17 protein-coding genes and 1 pseudogene are annotated in these 14909 nt (G+C 71.0%); 6 read left to right on the top strand and 12 right to left on the bottom strand.

The features are described from left to right. Positions 1–60: 60 nt before the first annotated feature. From AC5JJ1_RS01370 to AC5JJ1_RS01395, 6 genes and pseudogenes are all read right to left on the bottom strand, one after another. A pseudogene (locus tag AC5JJ1_RS01370) lies at positions 61–369 on the bottom strand (response regulator); the annotation flags it as partial. Next, positions 366–761 (bottom strand): response regulator, encoded by a 396-nt coding sequence (locus AC5JJ1_RS01375; protein WP_495783308.1) that lies wholly within the window; start codon positions 759–761, stop codon positions 366–368. The pseudogene AC5JJ1_RS01370 and the gene AC5JJ1_RS01375, both read right to left, overlap by 4 nt. A 30-nt stretch (positions 762–791) precedes the next feature. Continuing rightward, positions 792–1286 carry a chemotaxis protein CheW gene (locus AC5JJ1_RS01380; protein ID WP_495783309.1) on the bottom strand — a complete coding sequence of 165 codons (495 nt, stop codon included), beginning with the start codon at positions 1284–1286 and terminating at the stop codon, positions 792–794. Between the two features lie 11 nt (positions 1287–1297). Continuing rightward, a complete protein-coding gene (locus AC5JJ1_RS01385; RefSeq protein WP_495783421.1) occupies positions 1298–3277 on the bottom strand; it encodes a hybrid sensor histidine kinase/response regulator in 1980 nt (659 codons plus the stop codon). Then, positions 3180–3836 (bottom strand): Hpt domain-containing protein, encoded by a 657-nt coding sequence (locus AC5JJ1_RS01390; protein WP_495783310.1) that lies wholly within the window; start codon positions 3834–3836, stop codon positions 3180–3182. Before AC5JJ1_RS01390 ends, AC5JJ1_RS01385 begins: the two co-directional genes overlap by 98 nt. A 67-nt stretch (positions 3837–3903) precedes the next feature. Next, the gene (locus AC5JJ1_RS01395; RefSeq protein WP_495783311.1) at positions 3904–4527 is read right to left on the bottom strand and encodes a histidine phosphotransferase family protein; all 624 of its coding nucleotides are present in this window, start codon (positions 4525–4527) and stop codon (positions 3904–3906) included. 109 nt (positions 4528–4636) lie between these two features. Between AC5JJ1_RS01395 and AC5JJ1_RS01400 the strand changes: the two genes are divergently transcribed. From AC5JJ1_RS01400 to AC5JJ1_RS01425, 6 genes are all read left to right on the top strand, one after another. Beyond that, a complete protein-coding gene (locus tag AC5JJ1_RS01400) occupies positions 4637–4792 on the top strand; it encodes a DUF3553 domain-containing protein (RefSeq protein WP_495783422.1) in 156 nt (51 codons plus the stop codon). A gap of 97 nt (positions 4793–4889) precedes the next feature. After that, complete coding sequence (gene moaA, locus AC5JJ1_RS01405; protein ID WP_495783312.1) at positions 4890–5882, top strand: GTP 3',8-cyclase MoaA; 993 nt, start codon at positions 4890–4892, stop codon at positions 5880–5882. A gap of 5 nt (positions 5883–5887) precedes the next feature. Further along, positions 5888–6229 carry a hypothetical protein gene (locus AC5JJ1_RS01410; protein WP_495783313.1) on the top strand — a complete coding sequence of 114 codons (342 nt, stop codon included), beginning with the start codon at positions 5888–5890 and terminating at the stop codon, positions 6227–6229. A 59-nt stretch (positions 6230–6288) separates the two neighbouring features. Then, complete coding sequence (locus AC5JJ1_RS01415; protein ID WP_495783314.1) at positions 6289–7164, top strand: carbon-nitrogen hydrolase family protein; 876 nt, start codon at positions 6289–6291, stop codon at positions 7162–7164. A gap of 32 nt (positions 7165–7196) precedes the next feature. Continuing rightward, positions 7197–7982 (top strand): NAD kinase, encoded by a 786-nt coding sequence (locus tag AC5JJ1_RS01420; RefSeq protein ID WP_495783423.1) that lies wholly within the window; start codon positions 7197–7199, stop codon positions 7980–7982. A 23-nt stretch (positions 7983–8005) separates the two neighbouring features. Continuing rightward, a complete protein-coding gene (locus tag AC5JJ1_RS01425; RefSeq protein WP_495783315.1) occupies positions 8006–9184 on the top strand; it encodes an MFS transporter in 1179 nt (392 codons plus the stop codon). On the opposite strand, the gene AC5JJ1_RS01430 is transcribed toward AC5JJ1_RS01425, so the two are convergent. The 6 genes from AC5JJ1_RS01430 to AC5JJ1_RS01455 are packed head-to-tail and all read right to left on the bottom strand — an operon-like array spanning position 9169 to position 14776. Next, positions 9169–9291, bottom strand: coding sequence for a hypothetical protein (locus AC5JJ1_RS01430; RefSeq protein WP_495783316.1), 123 nt, complete (start codon positions 9289–9291; stop codon positions 9169–9171). The two genes, AC5JJ1_RS01425 and AC5JJ1_RS01430, sit on opposite strands and share 16 nt — an antisense overlap. After that, on the bottom strand, positions 9288–10325 hold the full coding sequence (locus AC5JJ1_RS01435; RefSeq protein ID WP_495783317.1) for an ABC transporter ATP-binding protein: 1038 nt from the start codon (positions 10323–10325) through the stop codon (positions 9288–9290). The genes AC5JJ1_RS01430 and AC5JJ1_RS01435 overlap by 4 nt, the downstream gene beginning before the upstream one ends. Next, positions 10322–11302: an ABC transporter ATP-binding protein gene (locus AC5JJ1_RS01440; RefSeq protein WP_495783318.1), complete on the bottom strand. Its 981-nt coding sequence runs from the start codon at positions 11300–11302 to the stop codon at positions 10322–10324. Before AC5JJ1_RS01440 ends, AC5JJ1_RS01435 begins: the two co-directional genes overlap by 4 nt. Continuing rightward, on the bottom strand, positions 11299–12219 hold the full coding sequence (locus tag AC5JJ1_RS01445; RefSeq protein WP_495783319.1) for an ABC transporter permease: 921 nt from the start codon (positions 12217–12219) through the stop codon (positions 11299–11301). Before AC5JJ1_RS01445 ends, AC5JJ1_RS01440 begins: the two co-directional genes overlap by 4 nt. Then, positions 12216–13190, bottom strand: coding sequence for an ABC transporter permease (locus AC5JJ1_RS01450; protein WP_495783320.1), 975 nt, complete (start codon positions 13188–13190; stop codon positions 12216–12218). Before AC5JJ1_RS01450 ends, AC5JJ1_RS01445 begins: the two co-directional genes overlap by 4 nt. After that, on the bottom strand, positions 13187–14776 hold the full coding sequence (locus tag AC5JJ1_RS01455) for an ABC transporter substrate-binding protein (RefSeq protein WP_495783321.1): 1590 nt from the start codon (positions 14774–14776) through the stop codon (positions 13187–13189). The genes AC5JJ1_RS01450 and AC5JJ1_RS01455 overlap by 4 nt, the downstream gene beginning before the upstream one ends. Positions 14777–14909 lie beyond the last annotated feature (133 nt).

Consider the following 14909-nt stretch of genomic DNA (forward strand, 5'->3'; position numbering starts at 1 on the left):
GCAAGGCCGCCGCCAGCGGCGCCGGGTTTCGGGATATAGTCCGCCGCCCCCGGCGCGGAGGGCGGCCATGGTGGCGCTGGCGCCCTTCTGCGTCAGCGCGCTGGCGACGATGACCGCCGGCCGCGGCTCCTGCCGAAGCAGCAGCGGGAGGGCGGTCATGCCGTCCATCACCGGCATCTCGAGGTCGAGCAGCACCACCTGCGGTCGGGCGGCGGGCGGCAGTGCGGCGAAAGCCTCGATCGCCTGCTTCCCGTCGCCGACGCGGGAGACGACCTTGATGCCGGGATCCGCCTCTAGCACCCGTGCCAGGGCGGCACGGACGGTTGCGCTGTCGTCGCAGCGCATCACCCGCGCGAGGGCGGCGCTCATGCAGCATGGTCCTGCAGCAGCCCAGCCTGCTCGAACTTGTCGCGCAGCAACTCCTCGTCGAAGGGCTTCATGATGTACTCCTGCGCCCCGGCGCCGAGCGCCTCGATGATGCGCTCCAGCGCCGCCTCGGTGGTGCAGAGGACGATGGTCGGCCGGTCGGGGCCGAATTCCAGGCGGGCCTGGCGGAGAAAGGTGATCCCGTCCATCACCGGCATGTTCCAGTCGAGCAGGACCACCTGCGGCATGGCGGCGCGGCAGGTGGCCAGCGCCTCGGCCCCGTCGCCCGCCTCGGCGACCGCGAAACCGAGCCTCTCCAGGATCCGCCGGGCGGCCTTGCGCACGGTGCGGCTGTCATCGACCACGAGGCAGGTGGCGGAGCTTGCGCCGGTCACGATGCGGTCTTCCCTGTCCAGAGGCGCGGCTCAACCGATCGCCAAGATGCGCTCCACATCGATGACGATCAGCAGCCGTTCGCCGATGCGGTGGACGCCGCACGACACCTCGCGCCAGACCGCATCGAGCGTGACCGGGTTGGGCGCCCGCTCGGCCCGGGGCAGCGGCAGCACCTCTCCCACCTGGTCGGCCAGCAGGCTGTAGAGCTCGCCATCGCGCTCGACGACGATGCTCATCGCGCCGCGATGCCCGTCCGGCCGCGGCGGCAGGCCGAGCCGGCAGCGAAGGTCGATCGCCGTGACGATGCGGCCGCGCAGGTTCAGGCTGCCTGCAACCTCGGCCGGCGCCAGCGGGATGCGGGTGATGGCCTGAACCCCGAGGACGTCGCGGATGGCGAGCACCGGCACGCCGCAGAGCTGGTCGGCCACCGTCAGCGTCAGGTAGATCTCTTCCGCCGCATCGGCGGAAAGGCCGCTGCGTGCCAGCGGGCCCGGCGCCGGGCCGGCATGGGTCTCAGTCTGCATGGGGGCTCTCCTCAGCCGGCGACCGGGGCGCTGAGGCACTGCCGGAGGCTCTCCAGCAGCGCCGCGCGGTCGAATTTCGCCACGTAGTCGGTGAAGCCGGCGGCGCGCCCGCGCTCGATATCGGCCGGCTCGGCCTGGCCGGTGAGGGCGATCAGCGGCAGGTCGCGCCAGGCGCCGCCCTCGCGCAACGCCCGCGCCAGGGCGATGCCGTCCATCCCCGGCATGGCGATGTCGGAGATGACCGCGTCGAAGCTGGCGCCGGCCTCGCGCAGCCGCAGCGCCTCCTCGGCATCGGCGACGGCGGTCACGTCGTAGCCCGCGGCGCCGATGGCCGGGATGACGAGGTTGCGGAAGAAGGCGCTGTCCTCGACCAGCAGGATGCGCCGGCCGCTGCTCGCGCATCGCTCGCCGCCCTGGCCGAACCAGTCCTCGCCAGCCTGACGCAACCACCAGGCGGTATCCAGCATCTCCGTCACCTTGTCGCCGATCACGGTGGTGCCGAGGAAGCCGGGCCGCTCGCCGGCGCCGTCGATGGTCAGATGCTCCTCCACCACGTCGAGGATCTCGTCGACCATCAGCCCCATCGTGCGCTTGCCGTCGGAGAAGACGAGCACCGGCTGGCGCTCCGGCGCCGTGGGCTGGTCGCAGTGGCCGCTCAGCGGCACCAGCGGCATCAGCTTGCCGCGGTACTGCACGAGCGGCCGGCCGCCGGCATTCTCGATCCGCTCCCGCTCGACATCCTCGAGCCGGGCGATGAGGCCGAGCGGCACCGCCTTCGGCGTCGCATCGCCGGCGCGGAACAGCAGCAGCGCCGTGCGCTGGTCTGAATGATGGGCGACGGCCTGGCGCTTGCCGTCCCGCTCCGCCTCCCCTTCCCCGCTCTCGGCGCCGGCGCCCGTCGCGCGGGCGATGCCGTTCGGGTCGAGGATCATGATGACGCTGCCGTCGCCGAGGATGGTGTTGCCGGAGAACATCGTCACATGGCGCAGGATCGGCGCCACCGGCTTCACCACGATCTCCTCGGTGTCGAAGACGCGGTCGACGATGATGCCGAAGACATGCGCGCCGACCTGGGTCACGACGACGAAGGCGCTCTCCTCCCCGGCCGGGCTCTCCAGCTGCAGCAGGCTGGCGAGGTTGACGAGCGGCAGCAGCCGGTCGCGCAGGCGCAGCACGGAGCTGTCCTTGATGCGCTCCAGCTGCGGCGCGCCCTCGCCGCCGACGCGCACCAGTTCCACGACGCCGATCTGCGGGATGGCGAAGCGCTCGCCCCCCGCCTCGACGATCAGGGCGGAGACGATGGCCAGCGTCAGCGGGATCTTGACGATGAAGGCGGTGCCGCGGCCCTCCTTCGAGCGGACCTCGATGGTGCCGCCGATGCGCTCCATGTTGGTCTTGACGACGTCCATGCCGACGCCGCGGCCGGAGACGGCGGTGACGGCGGCCGCGGTCGAGAAGCAGGGGCGGAAGATGAAGCGCTGGACCTCCCGCTCCGGCATCGCCGCCAGTTCCGCCTCGGTGGCGAAGCCCTGCGCCAGCGCCTTCTGCCGGATGCGCTCGACATTGAGGCCGCGCCCGTTATCGCCGATCTCGATGATGATGTGGCCGCCCTCATGCGAGGCGTTCAGCATGATCCGCCCGGCCTCCGGCTTGCCGGCGGCCAGGCGCTGCTCCGGCGTCTCGCGGCCATGATCCGCCGAGTTACGGACCATATGGGTCAGCGGGTCCTTGATGAGCTCGAGCACCTGCCGGTCGAGCTCGGTCTCGGCGCCGCGCATCTCGGGCTCGATCTTCTTGCCCAGCTCGACGCCGAGGTCGCGCACCAGGCGCGGCAGCTTGGCCCAGGCATTGCCGATCGGCTGCATGCGGGTCTTCATCACCCCTTCCTGCAGGTCAGAGGTGATGTGGGACAGGCGCTGTAGCGGCACGGCGAAGGCATTGTCGGCGCCGTTGCGGGACAGCTGGAGGAGCTGGTTGCGGGTCAGGACCAGCTCGGGAGACGAGCATCATCAACCCTTCCAGCACGTCGACGGCGACGCGGATGGTCTGCGGCGGGGCATTGGCGCCGCCGGCCTCGGGCTCCGCCGCGGCAGGCGGCGATGGCGCGGCCGCCACCGCGGACGACGCGGAGGGCGGTGGCTCGGGCGCGGGCCCGGCGGCGACGGGCGCGGCCTCGCCCGAGGCGACCGCGTCGAGCGAGGCGATCAGCTGCGAATCGTCGCCCGCCGGCTCCGCCCCCGTCCCCTCCAGCGCCGCGACGATGGCGCGGATGCAGTCGATGGCGCCGAGGATGGCCGAGATGCCGGACTGGGTGGCGCGCAGCGTCCCGTCGCGATAGCGGCCGAGGACGTTCTCGGCGGCATGCGCCACGCCCTCCATCCGGGTGAGGCCGAGGAAGCCGCAGGTGCCCTTGATGGTGTGGACGATGCGGAACACCTCGGAGAGGGTCGCCACGTCGTCGGGCGCCCGCTCAAGCCGCAACAGCGCGGCGTCGAGCGCCCCGAGGCCTTCTTGCGTCTCGGTCAGGAAGTCGGCGAGCAGGTCATCCATGGCAATCCTCAAGGCGGTCTGCGGAGGGCAGACTGCGCCGCGAGGGGTGAAAAATCGGTAAAGACGCTCATCCCGGCATCATCAGCAGCGGCGCCGCCTGCCGCGCAGGCCCATGGGCCAGGCTCGCGCTCCACCCGGCCTCGGCCAGCAGGGCGTGCAGCAGCAGCCCCAGCACCTCCCGCGGGCCGGGCGGCGGCACCGCCTGGCCGGCCATCAGGGCGAGGAAGCCCGCGGGCCAGGCCGCGGCCGGGGCGCCGAAATCGGCCGCAGGCAGCACCACCAGCCCATCCAGGGGGGAGCCGGAGAGCCGGACGGTGCCGCCCCGCGGCAGCGCCTCGGCGGCGAGCAGGGCCGCATTGAGGGCGATGGGGACGAGCGGGGCCGGCAGTGCCACCGCCTGTTCCAGCCCCGCCAGGTCGAATCGGACCCGCGGCGCGGCCGGGGCGCCGCGGAGCAGGACCTCCATTGCCGCCGGCTCCATCGCTTCGGTCGGACCGCCCCAGGCCGCGCCATAAAGGCGGAGGCGCTGGCGGAGGGCGACGCCACTCTCCTGCGCCACCTCCAGCAGCTCGTCGCCGGCCTGCGGCAGCAGGTCGAGCGCGCCGGCGAGGCTGCCGATGGCGCCGCCGAGGTCGTGGCAGAGCCGGGCGCAGAGCGTCCTCGCCAGGCTGATGTCGGAAGGAGGGGTCATAGGCGGTTTCCTATGGGCCGCCCGCTGGGCTAGCGTGCCGGTGTTAGCGAAACGTTGCACGGCCTGCTTTGCAGGGGGAGTCCAGGTGCCGAGCCTACTCGAACCAGGCATGCGGGTGCGCCATCCCGGCCAGCCGGATTGGGGGATCGGGCAGATCCAGTCCGTCATCGGCGACCGGGTGACCGTCAATTTCGAGAATGCCGGCAAGGTCCTGATCAACGCCGCCGTGGTGACGCTGGAACCCCTCGCCGAGCCATGGCCCTGACGCAGGGCTGCGCCGCAGGGGCCGGGGGCTTGCGGATGACGGGGGTCGCGGCCCAAATGGGCGTCACCGTGTCATCCGCCCGGAGGGAAGCCCGTCCATGATCGATCCGTTCGGCCGACGGATCTCCTATCTCCGCGTCTCCGTGACCGACCGTTGCGACCTTCGCTGCGTCTACTGCATGGCGGAGGACATGACCTTCCTGCCGAAGCGGGAGGTCCTGACGCTCGAGGAGCTGGACCGGCTCTGCGGCGCCTTCATCGGCCTCGGCGTCGAGAAGATCCGACTGACCGGGGGCGAGCCGCTGGTGCGGCGCGGCGTCATCGGCCTGATCCGCAGCCTCGGCGGGCGGATCGGCGAGGGCGGGCTCAAGGAGCTCACCATCACCACCAACGGCACCCAGCTGCCGAAGATGGCGGATGACCTGTACGCGGCCGGCGTGCGGCGCATCAACGTTTCGCTCGATACGCTGGACCCGGGCGTGTTCAAGGCGGTGACGCGCTGGGGCGAGATCGGCCAGACGCTGGACGGCATCTTCGCCGCCAAGGCGGCCGGGCTCGCGGTCAAGATCAATGCCGTCGCACTGAAAGGCGTGAACGAGGGCGAGTACGACCGCATGCTCGCCTGGTGCGGCGAGCACGGCTTCGACCTCACCCTAATCGAGACCATGCCGCTCGGCGAGATCACGGGCGACCGGATGGACCAGTACCTGCCCCTCTCCGCGGTGCGGGACCGGCTGCGCGAGCACTGGACGCTGGAGCCGACGGATTACCGCACCGGCGGCCCGGCCCGGTACTACACGGTTAAGGAAACCGGAAGGCGGATCGGCTTCATCACCCCGATGACGCACAACTTCTGCGAAAGCTGCAACCGCGTCCGCCTGACCTGCACCGGCACGCTCTACATGTGCCTCGGCCAGGAGGATGCCGCCGACCTGCGCCAAGTGCTGCGCGACCCCGGGGCCGGCGACGGGGGCCTCCGCGCGGCGATCGAGGCGGCAATGCTGCGGAAGCCGAAGGGCCATGACTTCGTCATCGAGCGGCGCGAGGCCCGGCCGGCCGTCGCCCGCCACATGAGCGTGACCGGAGGCTGACCCCCATGACCCTGCTGCAGGATCTGGCCTCCCGCCTCGCCATCCCCGGCCTGCCGGACTGGACGGGGCTGCTCGCCCTGCTCGTCCTTCTGCTGGTCGGCCTCGCCTATCTGCTGATGCCCTTCAGCGTCTTCGGGCTGAAGGGGCGGCTCGACACGGTCGAGGCGCAGCTGGACGAGATCCAGGGTGAGCTGCGGCTGATCGCCATGCGCCTCGCCGATGCGCCGCGCCGCAGCACCGTTTCCGAGGACTGGATGGACCTGCCCCCGGCCCAGCCGGAGCCGCGGCGGCAGCCTTCCTGGCAGGAGGCCTCGCGCCGCGGCCGGGCGGAGCCGCGGATCGACTAGGCCTAGCTTGCCCTCGCGGCCCGGGCGAGGCTTGATGGCCCATCCGGCGGAGTGGGGCGATGCGCGTCAGCGTCATCCAGATGAACCAGGGCAGCGAGAAGCAGGCCAATCTCGACCAGGCGCGGCGGCTGATCGAGGCCGCGGTGGCGGCAGACAGGCCGCATCTCGTCTCCCTGCCCGAAACCTGGACCAATCTCGGCGGCGGCCGGGAGAGCCGGCAGGCGGCCGCCGAGATCCTGCCCGCGCCCGGCGAGGCGGGCGGCGCGGCCTATGAGCTGATGCGCGGCCTCGCCCGCGGCCACGGAATCCATCTCCATGGCGGCTCGATGATCGAGGCGCCGGGGCCGGAGGATGATCCGGAGAAGCTCTACAACACCACCGTGGTCTTCGACCCGGAGGGGCGCGAGATCGCCCGCTACCGCAAGATCCACATGTTCGACATCGTGGCCCCCGACGGCACCGGCTACCGCGAGAGCGCCCTCTACGGCGCCGGCGACCGGCTGGTGACCTTCGAGGCCGGCGGCATCGCCTTCGGCTGCACCATCTGCTACGACATGCGCTTCGCTGAACATTACGTGGCGTTGCGGCGCCTGGGGGCAGAGGCGATCCTCGTGCCCTCGAACTTCACCCTGCAGACCGGCAAGGACCATTGGGAGCCGCTGCTGAAGGCGCGCGCCATCGAGACCCAGTGCTGGGTCATCGCCGCGGCCTCCACCGGGCAGTACCTCGAGCGCGGGCAGCCGCGCTCGGTCTACGGGCATTCGCTGGTGGCCGACCCCTGGGGGCATGTCGTCGCCCGCGCCTCCGACGGCACCGGCTGGGCGACGGCGCGGATCGACCCGGCCATCACCGCGCGCGTCCGGCGCGACATGCCAGTGATGGACCACCGTGCCGCCCGCCGGCTCGACCTCGACGCCGCGGCGCGCGGCGCGTGACGGAGCCCGCGCCGGCGCCCTTCCCGCAGCCGGTGAGCCTGGCGCCGAGGGATTTCGCCGGGCGCATCACCTTCTTCGCCGCCGCAACCGAGGTGGCGGCGGCGGCCAAGGCCCGGCTGATCGCCCGCTACGGCGATGCGCCGGTGGAGCAGGCCCGCGCCATCGTCTCCCTCGGCGGCGACGGCTGCATGCTGGAGACGCAGCACCGGCTGCTCGGCCGCAACCTGCCGGTCTACGGGATGAATTGCGGCAGCGTCGGCTTCCTGATGAACGACTACCGCGAGGAGGCGCTGCCCGAGCGCCTGGCCGAGGCGCAGGCCGCGACGCTGCATCCCTTGCGCATGCGCGCCACCTCGGCCGACGGCACCGTGCGCGAGGCGCCGGCGATCAACGAGGTCTCGCTGCTGCGGGAGACGCGGCAGGCGGCCAAGATCCGCATCCTGGTCGACGGCAAGGAGCGCCTGGCGGAGCTGATCTGCGACGGCGTGCTGGTGGCGACGCCGGCCGGCAGCACCGCCTACAACCTCTCGGCGCATGGGCCGATCGTGCCGCTCGGCGCCAACCTCCTGCCGCTGACGCCGATCTCCGCCTTCCGCCCGCGGCGCTGGCGCGGTGCGCTGCTGCCGGGCGATGCCTCGGTCGTCTTCGAGATCCTCGAGGGGCCGAAGCGCCCGGTCGCCGCCGTCGCCGACTATACCGAGGTGCGCGACGTGCGCCTGGTCGAGGTGCGGGAGGACCGCAGCCTGGCGCTCACCCTGCTCTTCGACCCGGACCACGGCCTCAGCGAGCGGATCATCGCCGAACAGTTCACGGTTTGAGGAGCATCGGCTAGGCTCGGCGCATGGAAGGCAGCCTGCCCGCCTCGGATCGCCGCCTCATCCTCTGCATCGCCATCGGCCAGCTGATCGGCTGGGGCACGCTCTTCTCCGCCTTCCCGCTCTTCGGCGCGCCGATGGCGGCGGAGCTCGGCTGGACGAGCACCGAGTTCAATGCCGGGCTGACCCTCTCCCTGCTCGTCTCCGGCCTTGCCGCCGTGCCAGCCGGGCGCTGGGTGGACCGGCGCGGCGGGCGCTGGCTGCTGGCGCTCGGCGGCTGGGGCGGGGCGGTGCTGCTGGCGGCCTGGTCGCAGGTCTCCGCCCTGCCCGCCTATTGGGCGATTTGGGCGGCGATGGGCCTCGCCCAGGCGACGGCGCTCTGGAGCCCGGCCATGGCCGTCGTCGTGGCGCAGGCGCGGGAGCCGGTGCGGGCCATCACCGGCATCACCTTCATCACCGGCTTCACCGCGACGCTCTTCGTCCCGCTCACCGCGCTGCTGATCGAGCGCCTGGGCTGGCGCGATGCGCTGCTGGCGTTGGCGGCGCTGCAGGCCATCCCCGGCCTGCTGGCCCTCTGGCTGCTGCCGCCGGATGCGGCGCGGGCGGAAGCCGCGAGCGGCGGCAGCTCCGACCTCGGCCGGGCGATGCGGAGCCCGGCCTTCCTCGGCCTCGCCGGGGCGCTGGCGGCGCATGCCTTCATCGGCGTCGGGCTCGGCGCCCATGCCATTCCCCTGCTGCGCGAGCGGGGGTTGCCGGAGGCCTCGGTGCTCGCCCTCGTCGCACTGCATGGGCCCTTCCAGGTGGCGGCGCGGCTGGCGCTCTTCGCGCTCGGGCGGCGGGTGACGATGCGCGGCGTCGGGCGCCTCGCCTCCACCCTCGTGCCCCTCGCCATGCTGGCGCTCGGCCTGGCGCCGCCGGAATTCACCTGGATGCTGCTCTACATTCTCGGCTGGGCGATGGCCGACGGGCTGATGACCATCGTCCGCGCCGCCGGTGTCGCCGAGATCCTGGGCCGCGAGGGCTATGGCGCCATCACCGGCGCGCTGAGCGCGGTGACCGTCCTGCCGCGCACGCTGGCGCCGGTGCTGATCGCGCTGATCTCGGAGGGCGCCTGGGGCTATGGCCCAGTGCCTTGGCTGCTGGCCGGGCTCGGGGCCTTCGGCGCCGCCTGCTTCGCGCTCGCCGCTGCTCAGCGGGGCCGCTGATCCCCGCGGACCGTGCCGCCGGCCGAGCCGCCGACATAGGGCCCGCTGGTGCCGCCCGACTGGCAGGCGGCGAGCAGCAGCAGGGCGAGGAGGATCGCGCCCCTCATGCGGCGTCGTTCAGGTGGCAGGCGCTGCGATGCCCGGCGCCGACCTGTTGCAGCGCCGGCCGCTCCACCCGGCAGCGGTCGAAGGCGAAGGGGCAGCGCGGATGGAAATGGCAGCCGGACGGCGGGTTGAGCGGCGAGGGAATCTCGCCCTTCACCCCCGCGAAGGCCCGTTTGCGGGCCTCGATCCGCGGCACCTCGGCGAGCAACGCCTGGGTGTAGGGATGGTTCGGGCGCCGGAAGACCTCCTCCGACGGCGCCTCCTCCACCACGCGGCCGAGATACATGATCACCACGCGATCCGAGAGATGCTCCACCACGCCGAGGTCATGGCTGATGAAGAGATAGGTGAGGTCGAGCTCCCGCCGCAGCTTCATGAAGAGGTTGAGGATCTGCGCCTGGATGGAGACGTCGAGCGCCGCCACCGCCTCGTCGCAGACGAGGAATTCCGGCTGCACGGCAAGCGCGCGCGCGATGCCGATGCGCTGGCGCTGGCCGCCCGAGAACTGGTGCGGGTAGCGCCCCTTCAAAGCCGGGTCGAGGCCGGCACGGCGCAGCTGGTCGTCGACATAGGTCTCGATCTCGCCGCGCTTCGCCAGGCCGTGGTATTGCGGCGCCTCGCCGACGATCTCCTGCACCTTCAGCCGCGGATTGAGCGAGGCGTAGGGGTCCTGGAAGATCATCTGGGTGCGTAGCTTCGCCTCGCGCGTCTCCGCGGCGTTGAGGCTGCGGAGGTCGCGGCCGCGCCAGAGGATGCTGCCGTCGCTCGGCGGCATGATGCCGGCGACCATGCGGCCGAGCGTCGACTTGCCGCAGCCGCTCTCGCCGACGAGGCCCACCACCTCGCCCTTGCGGATGGTGAGGTCGACGCTGTCCACCGCGTGCACCACCTCCTCGCGGAGATTGGCGCCGAGGCGTTTCGCCAGGCGGCCAGCGAAGTCCAGCGTCTTCGAGAAGCGCTTGGAGACGCCGCGCAGCTCGATGATCGGCTCGGCCAAGGTCTCGGCGGCGGGCGGCGCGGTCAGGGTCTCGCTCATGCCGCCACGGCCTCCTGATGCGGGTGGATGCAGCGGGCCTGCTGGCCCGGACGGTACTCGGCGAAGGGCGGCGGCTCGGCGCAGCCCGGCTCGGCGCGCGGGCAGCGGGAGCGGAAGGCGCAGCCGGCCGGCAGGTTGAGCAGGGAAGGCGTCATGCCCGGGATCTGCCGCAGCGCCTCGCCGCGCTTGTTGCGGCTCGGCACGCTGCCGATCAGGCCGAGCGTGTAGGGATGCAGCGGCGCATCGAGCACCTGGGTGACAGGCCCGCTCTCGACCACCTTCCCGGCATACATCACCGCGATGTCGTCGGCGAGGCCGGCGACGACGGAAAGGTCATGGGTGATCCAGACCAGCGCGGTGCCGAATTGTGCGCAAAGCTTCTGCGCCTCGGCGAGGATCTGGCCCTGGATGGTCACGTCGAGCGCCGTGGTCGGCTCATCCGCCACGATCACGTCGGGCTTGTGCAGCAGCGCGATGGCAATGGCGACGCGCTGGCGCATTCCGCCCGAGAACTGGTGCGGATAGGCCTTCAGCCGCTCGTCCGGGCTCGGGATGCCGACCTGGCCGAGCGCGTCGCGGGCGCGCTGCCGTGCCTCCTCGCGGCTGACCTTGGCATGGGCCTGGACCGTCTCGATCATCTGCGTGTCGATGCGGAGGACCGGGTTGAGGGTCATCATCGGGTCCTGGAAGATCATCGCGATGCGGTTGCCGCGCAGGCCCCGCATCTCGGCTTCCGGCAGCGTCGCCAGGTCGCGGCCCTTGAACAGGATCTGCCCGCCCGCGATCCGCCCCGGCGGGTCGACCAAGCCGAGGATCGAAAAGCCGGTGACGGTCTTGCCCGAGCCGCTCTCGCCGACAAGTCCCATCACCTTGCCAGCCTCGACGGTGAAAGAAACGTCGTCCACCGCCTTCACCACGCCGGCGCGGGTGAAGAAATGCGTCTTGAGGTTCCGCACCTCCAGGGTGGGGGCGCTCACTTCTTCAGCCTCGGGTTCAGCACGTCGCGCAACTGGTCGCCGACCAGGTTGATCGAGACGATGGTCACAAGGAGGGCGATGCCGGGATAGAAGCTGATCCAGTACTTCCCGCTCAGCATGTATTCGTAGCCGTTGGAGATGAGGAGGCCGAGCGAGGGCTCCGTGATGGGCACGCCGAGGCCGAGGAAGGACAGCGTCGCCTCGAGGGCGATGGCCCGGGCCACCTGCATGGTGCCGACGACGATCAGCGGCGGCAGGCAGTTCGGCAGCAGGTGGCGGAAGATGATGCGACGTGTCGGCAGGGCGAGGCACTGTGCCGCCTCGATATACTCCCGCCGCCGCTCGACGAGAGCGGAGCCGCGCACGGTCCGGGCGTAATAGGCCCATTCCACGATCACCAGCGCGAGCACGACGTTGAAGATGCCCTTGCCGAGGAAGGCGAGGATCATCAGCGCGGCCAGGATCGCCGGAAAGGAGAGCTGGAGATCGACCAGCCGCATGATGAGGCTGTCCGTCCGCCCACCGGCATAGGCGGCCAGCATCCCGAGCGAGGCGCCGACCAGGCAGGCGATGATGGCCGAGCCCGCGCCCACGATCAGCGAGATGCGGAGGCCGTACATGATCCCCGAGAGCATGTCCCGCCCCTGGTCATCCGTCCCGAGCCAGTAGGTGAAGCCGGCGCCGCCCACCGTGCCCGGCTCCATCCGCCCGTCCATGATGTCGAGCTGGGCGAGGTCGTAGGGGTTCTGCGGCGCGATCCAGGGCGCCAGCACCGCGATGGCGACGATGGCGAGGAAGACCACCAGCCCGAAGAGCGCGATGCGCGAGGCGGCGAATTCCGAGACGAAGCGCTGGAAGGGCGTCTCGACCTTCGGCGCCGGCGCCGCGGGGGAGGCGCCGATCGTGGTGCTGCTCATTGCTTGCCCTCCAGCCGGACGCGGGGATCGAGCAGGGAATAGGTGATGTCGACGACGAGGTTGATGGTGATGAAAAGCAGCACGATCATCATCAAGTAGGCGACCATCACCGGCCTATCGAGCACGTTAATGCTGTCGATGATGAGCTTGCCCATGCCAGGCCAGGCGAAGACGCTTTCCGTCACCACCGAGAAGGCGATGGTCCCGCCAAACTCGAGGCCAACGACGGTGACGACCGGGATCAGGATGTTCTTGAAAACGTGGACGAAGGTGACACGGGCGGGCGAGAGCCCCTTGGCACGGGCGAATTTCACGTAGTCCATCAGCATCGTCTCCCGCACGCCCGCGCGGGTCAGGCGGATGACGAGGCTGATCTTGAACAGCGCCAGGTTCAGCGCCGGCATGATGAGATGGGCGATGCCGTCACTCGTCAGGAAGGACCAGCGCATGCCGAGGATGGTCACCGTCTCGCCCCGCCCGGTGCTCGGCAGCCAGCCGAGCTGCACGGCGAAAACCATGATGAGCATCAGCCCGACCCAGAAGGTCGGCAGGGAGAAGCCGAGGATGCTCGTCGCCATGATCCCCTTGCTGAGCGCGCTGTTCGGCTTCAGCCCGGCATAGAGGCCGAGCGGCAGGCCGATGATCAGCGCAGCGATGGTGGCGCCGATGGCGAGCTCGAGGGTTGCCGGCATCCGCTCGAGGATCAGCTTCAGCGCCGGCTCGTTGAAGACGAAGGAGCGGCCGAGATCGCCCTGCAGAGCGTTGCCGAGGAAGACGAGGTATTGCCGCCAGAGCGGCAGGTCGAGGCCGAGCGCCTTGACCGCCCGCTCCCGCTCGAACTGGTCGGCCTCGGGGCTGATCAGGATCTCGACCGGGTCGCCGACCGCGAAGACGCCGAGGAAGACCAGCAGCGACATGACCAGGACGACGGCGGTCGCCTGGATCAGCCGGCGGAGGAGGAAGGCCGTCATCGTGCGGCCGCCGGGCGGACATCCTGCGCCCGCGTCAGCTCATCCGCCCGCGCCTCCATGGCGAAGCCGCGGCGCATGGCCCAGGCATTCTTCTGGATGTGCAGCGGCGCGATGCCGACATCCTCCATGACGATCCGCGTCGCCTGCTGCAGCAGAACCTCGCGCTTCGCATCGTCCAGCTCGCGCATGGCCTGCTCCAGGATGCGGTCCGCCTCCGGGTTGGAGTAGCGGCCGCGGTTGGAGGCGCCATAGCCCTTCTCGCGGTCGAAGCTCGCCGTCAGGTTGCGGAGCGGATTGGACGCCTCGCCGGAGCTGGTGCCCCAGCCGATCAGGAAGGAGGAGAGCTCCTGCCGCGCCGCGCGGCCGATGAAGGTGGTCCAGGGCTGCGCCTCGACCGCCGTCCGCACCCCGGCCCGCGACCACATCTGGCCGATGGCCTGGATGATGCGGGCATCGTTCGGGTAGCGGTCGTTCGGCCCGTGCAAGGTGATGCGGAAGCCCTGCGGGAAGCCCGCCTCCGCCAGCAGCCGCTTCGCCGCCTCGGCGTCGAAGCGCGGCGGGTTAAGGCCCGCGACATAGCCGAAGCTTCCCTCCGGCAGGAACTGCCCGGCCGGGATGGCGGCACTCTCCATCACACGCTCGGTGATGGCGTTGCGGTCGATCGCCATGGACAGCGCCTGGCGCACCCGCAGGTCGCGCAGCGGGTTGCGCGGGATCGGCTTGCCCTCGTTGTCGGTGACGAAGGGTGAGGAGTCGTCCCGCATATGGTCGAAGCTGAGGAAGATGACGCGGAGCCCGGTGGTCTCGGCCAAGGCCAGCCGCTGGTCGGTGCGCAGCTTGGCGAGGTCGCTGGTCGGCACCTGGTCGATCACGTCCACGTCGCCGGCGAGCAGGGCCGCGGTGCGCGCCGCGTCGTTGGTGATCATGCGGTAGTTCACGCGGCTCCAGGCCGGGCGCGGGCCGAAGTAGCCGTCGTTCCGCTCGAACTCGATGCGGTCGCCGTTGCGATGGCTGAGCATGCGGAAGGGCCCGGTGCCCACCGCCATCGGCCCTGCATTGAAGCCCTCGGTCGTCGCGTCGGCATGCGTCTCGCGGTCGAGGATCATCACGCTGGCGAGGTCGGTCGGCATCAGCGGGTAGGGCGAGGCGGTATGGAGCCGGAGGGTATGGCTGTCGACGATCTCCACCCGGGTGATCGGCCGCGTGTAGATGGCATAGGAGGAGGGCGAATTCGGGACCTTCGGCACGCGGTCGAAGGTGAAGGCGACATCCTCCGCGGTGAAGGGCGAGCCGTTGTGGAAGGTGACGCCCTGGCGGAGCTTGAACTCCCAGACCGTGTCGGAGACCGGGCGCCAGCTCTCGGCCAGGGCCGGCATGATGCGGGCACGCGCATCCGTCTGGGTCAGGCCGCTGAAGATCATCTGCGCCACCGCCGTATTCGGCGAGAGCTGGTGATAATGCGGGTCGATCGAGGTGACCGGGGCACCGACCCCCATGGTGACGGTCTGTGCCCGCAACGGGCCGCCCGCCCATCCCGCAATTGCCAGACCGACGGCCAGACCGGCCGCGCGACGAAATGCTGTCATGATGTCCCTCGGAAGCCCCAGCAGGACGAAAGCTAGCATTCCGGTCATCCTCTCGCCAGCTTCCACCCGGATGCTGCCGGGCGCGACCGTCGATCGCGGGCGGGCATTCCACCCGAACAGGTGGCTTTGCCCC

The sequence above is a fragment of the Belnapia sp. genome (assembly GCF_059504005.1).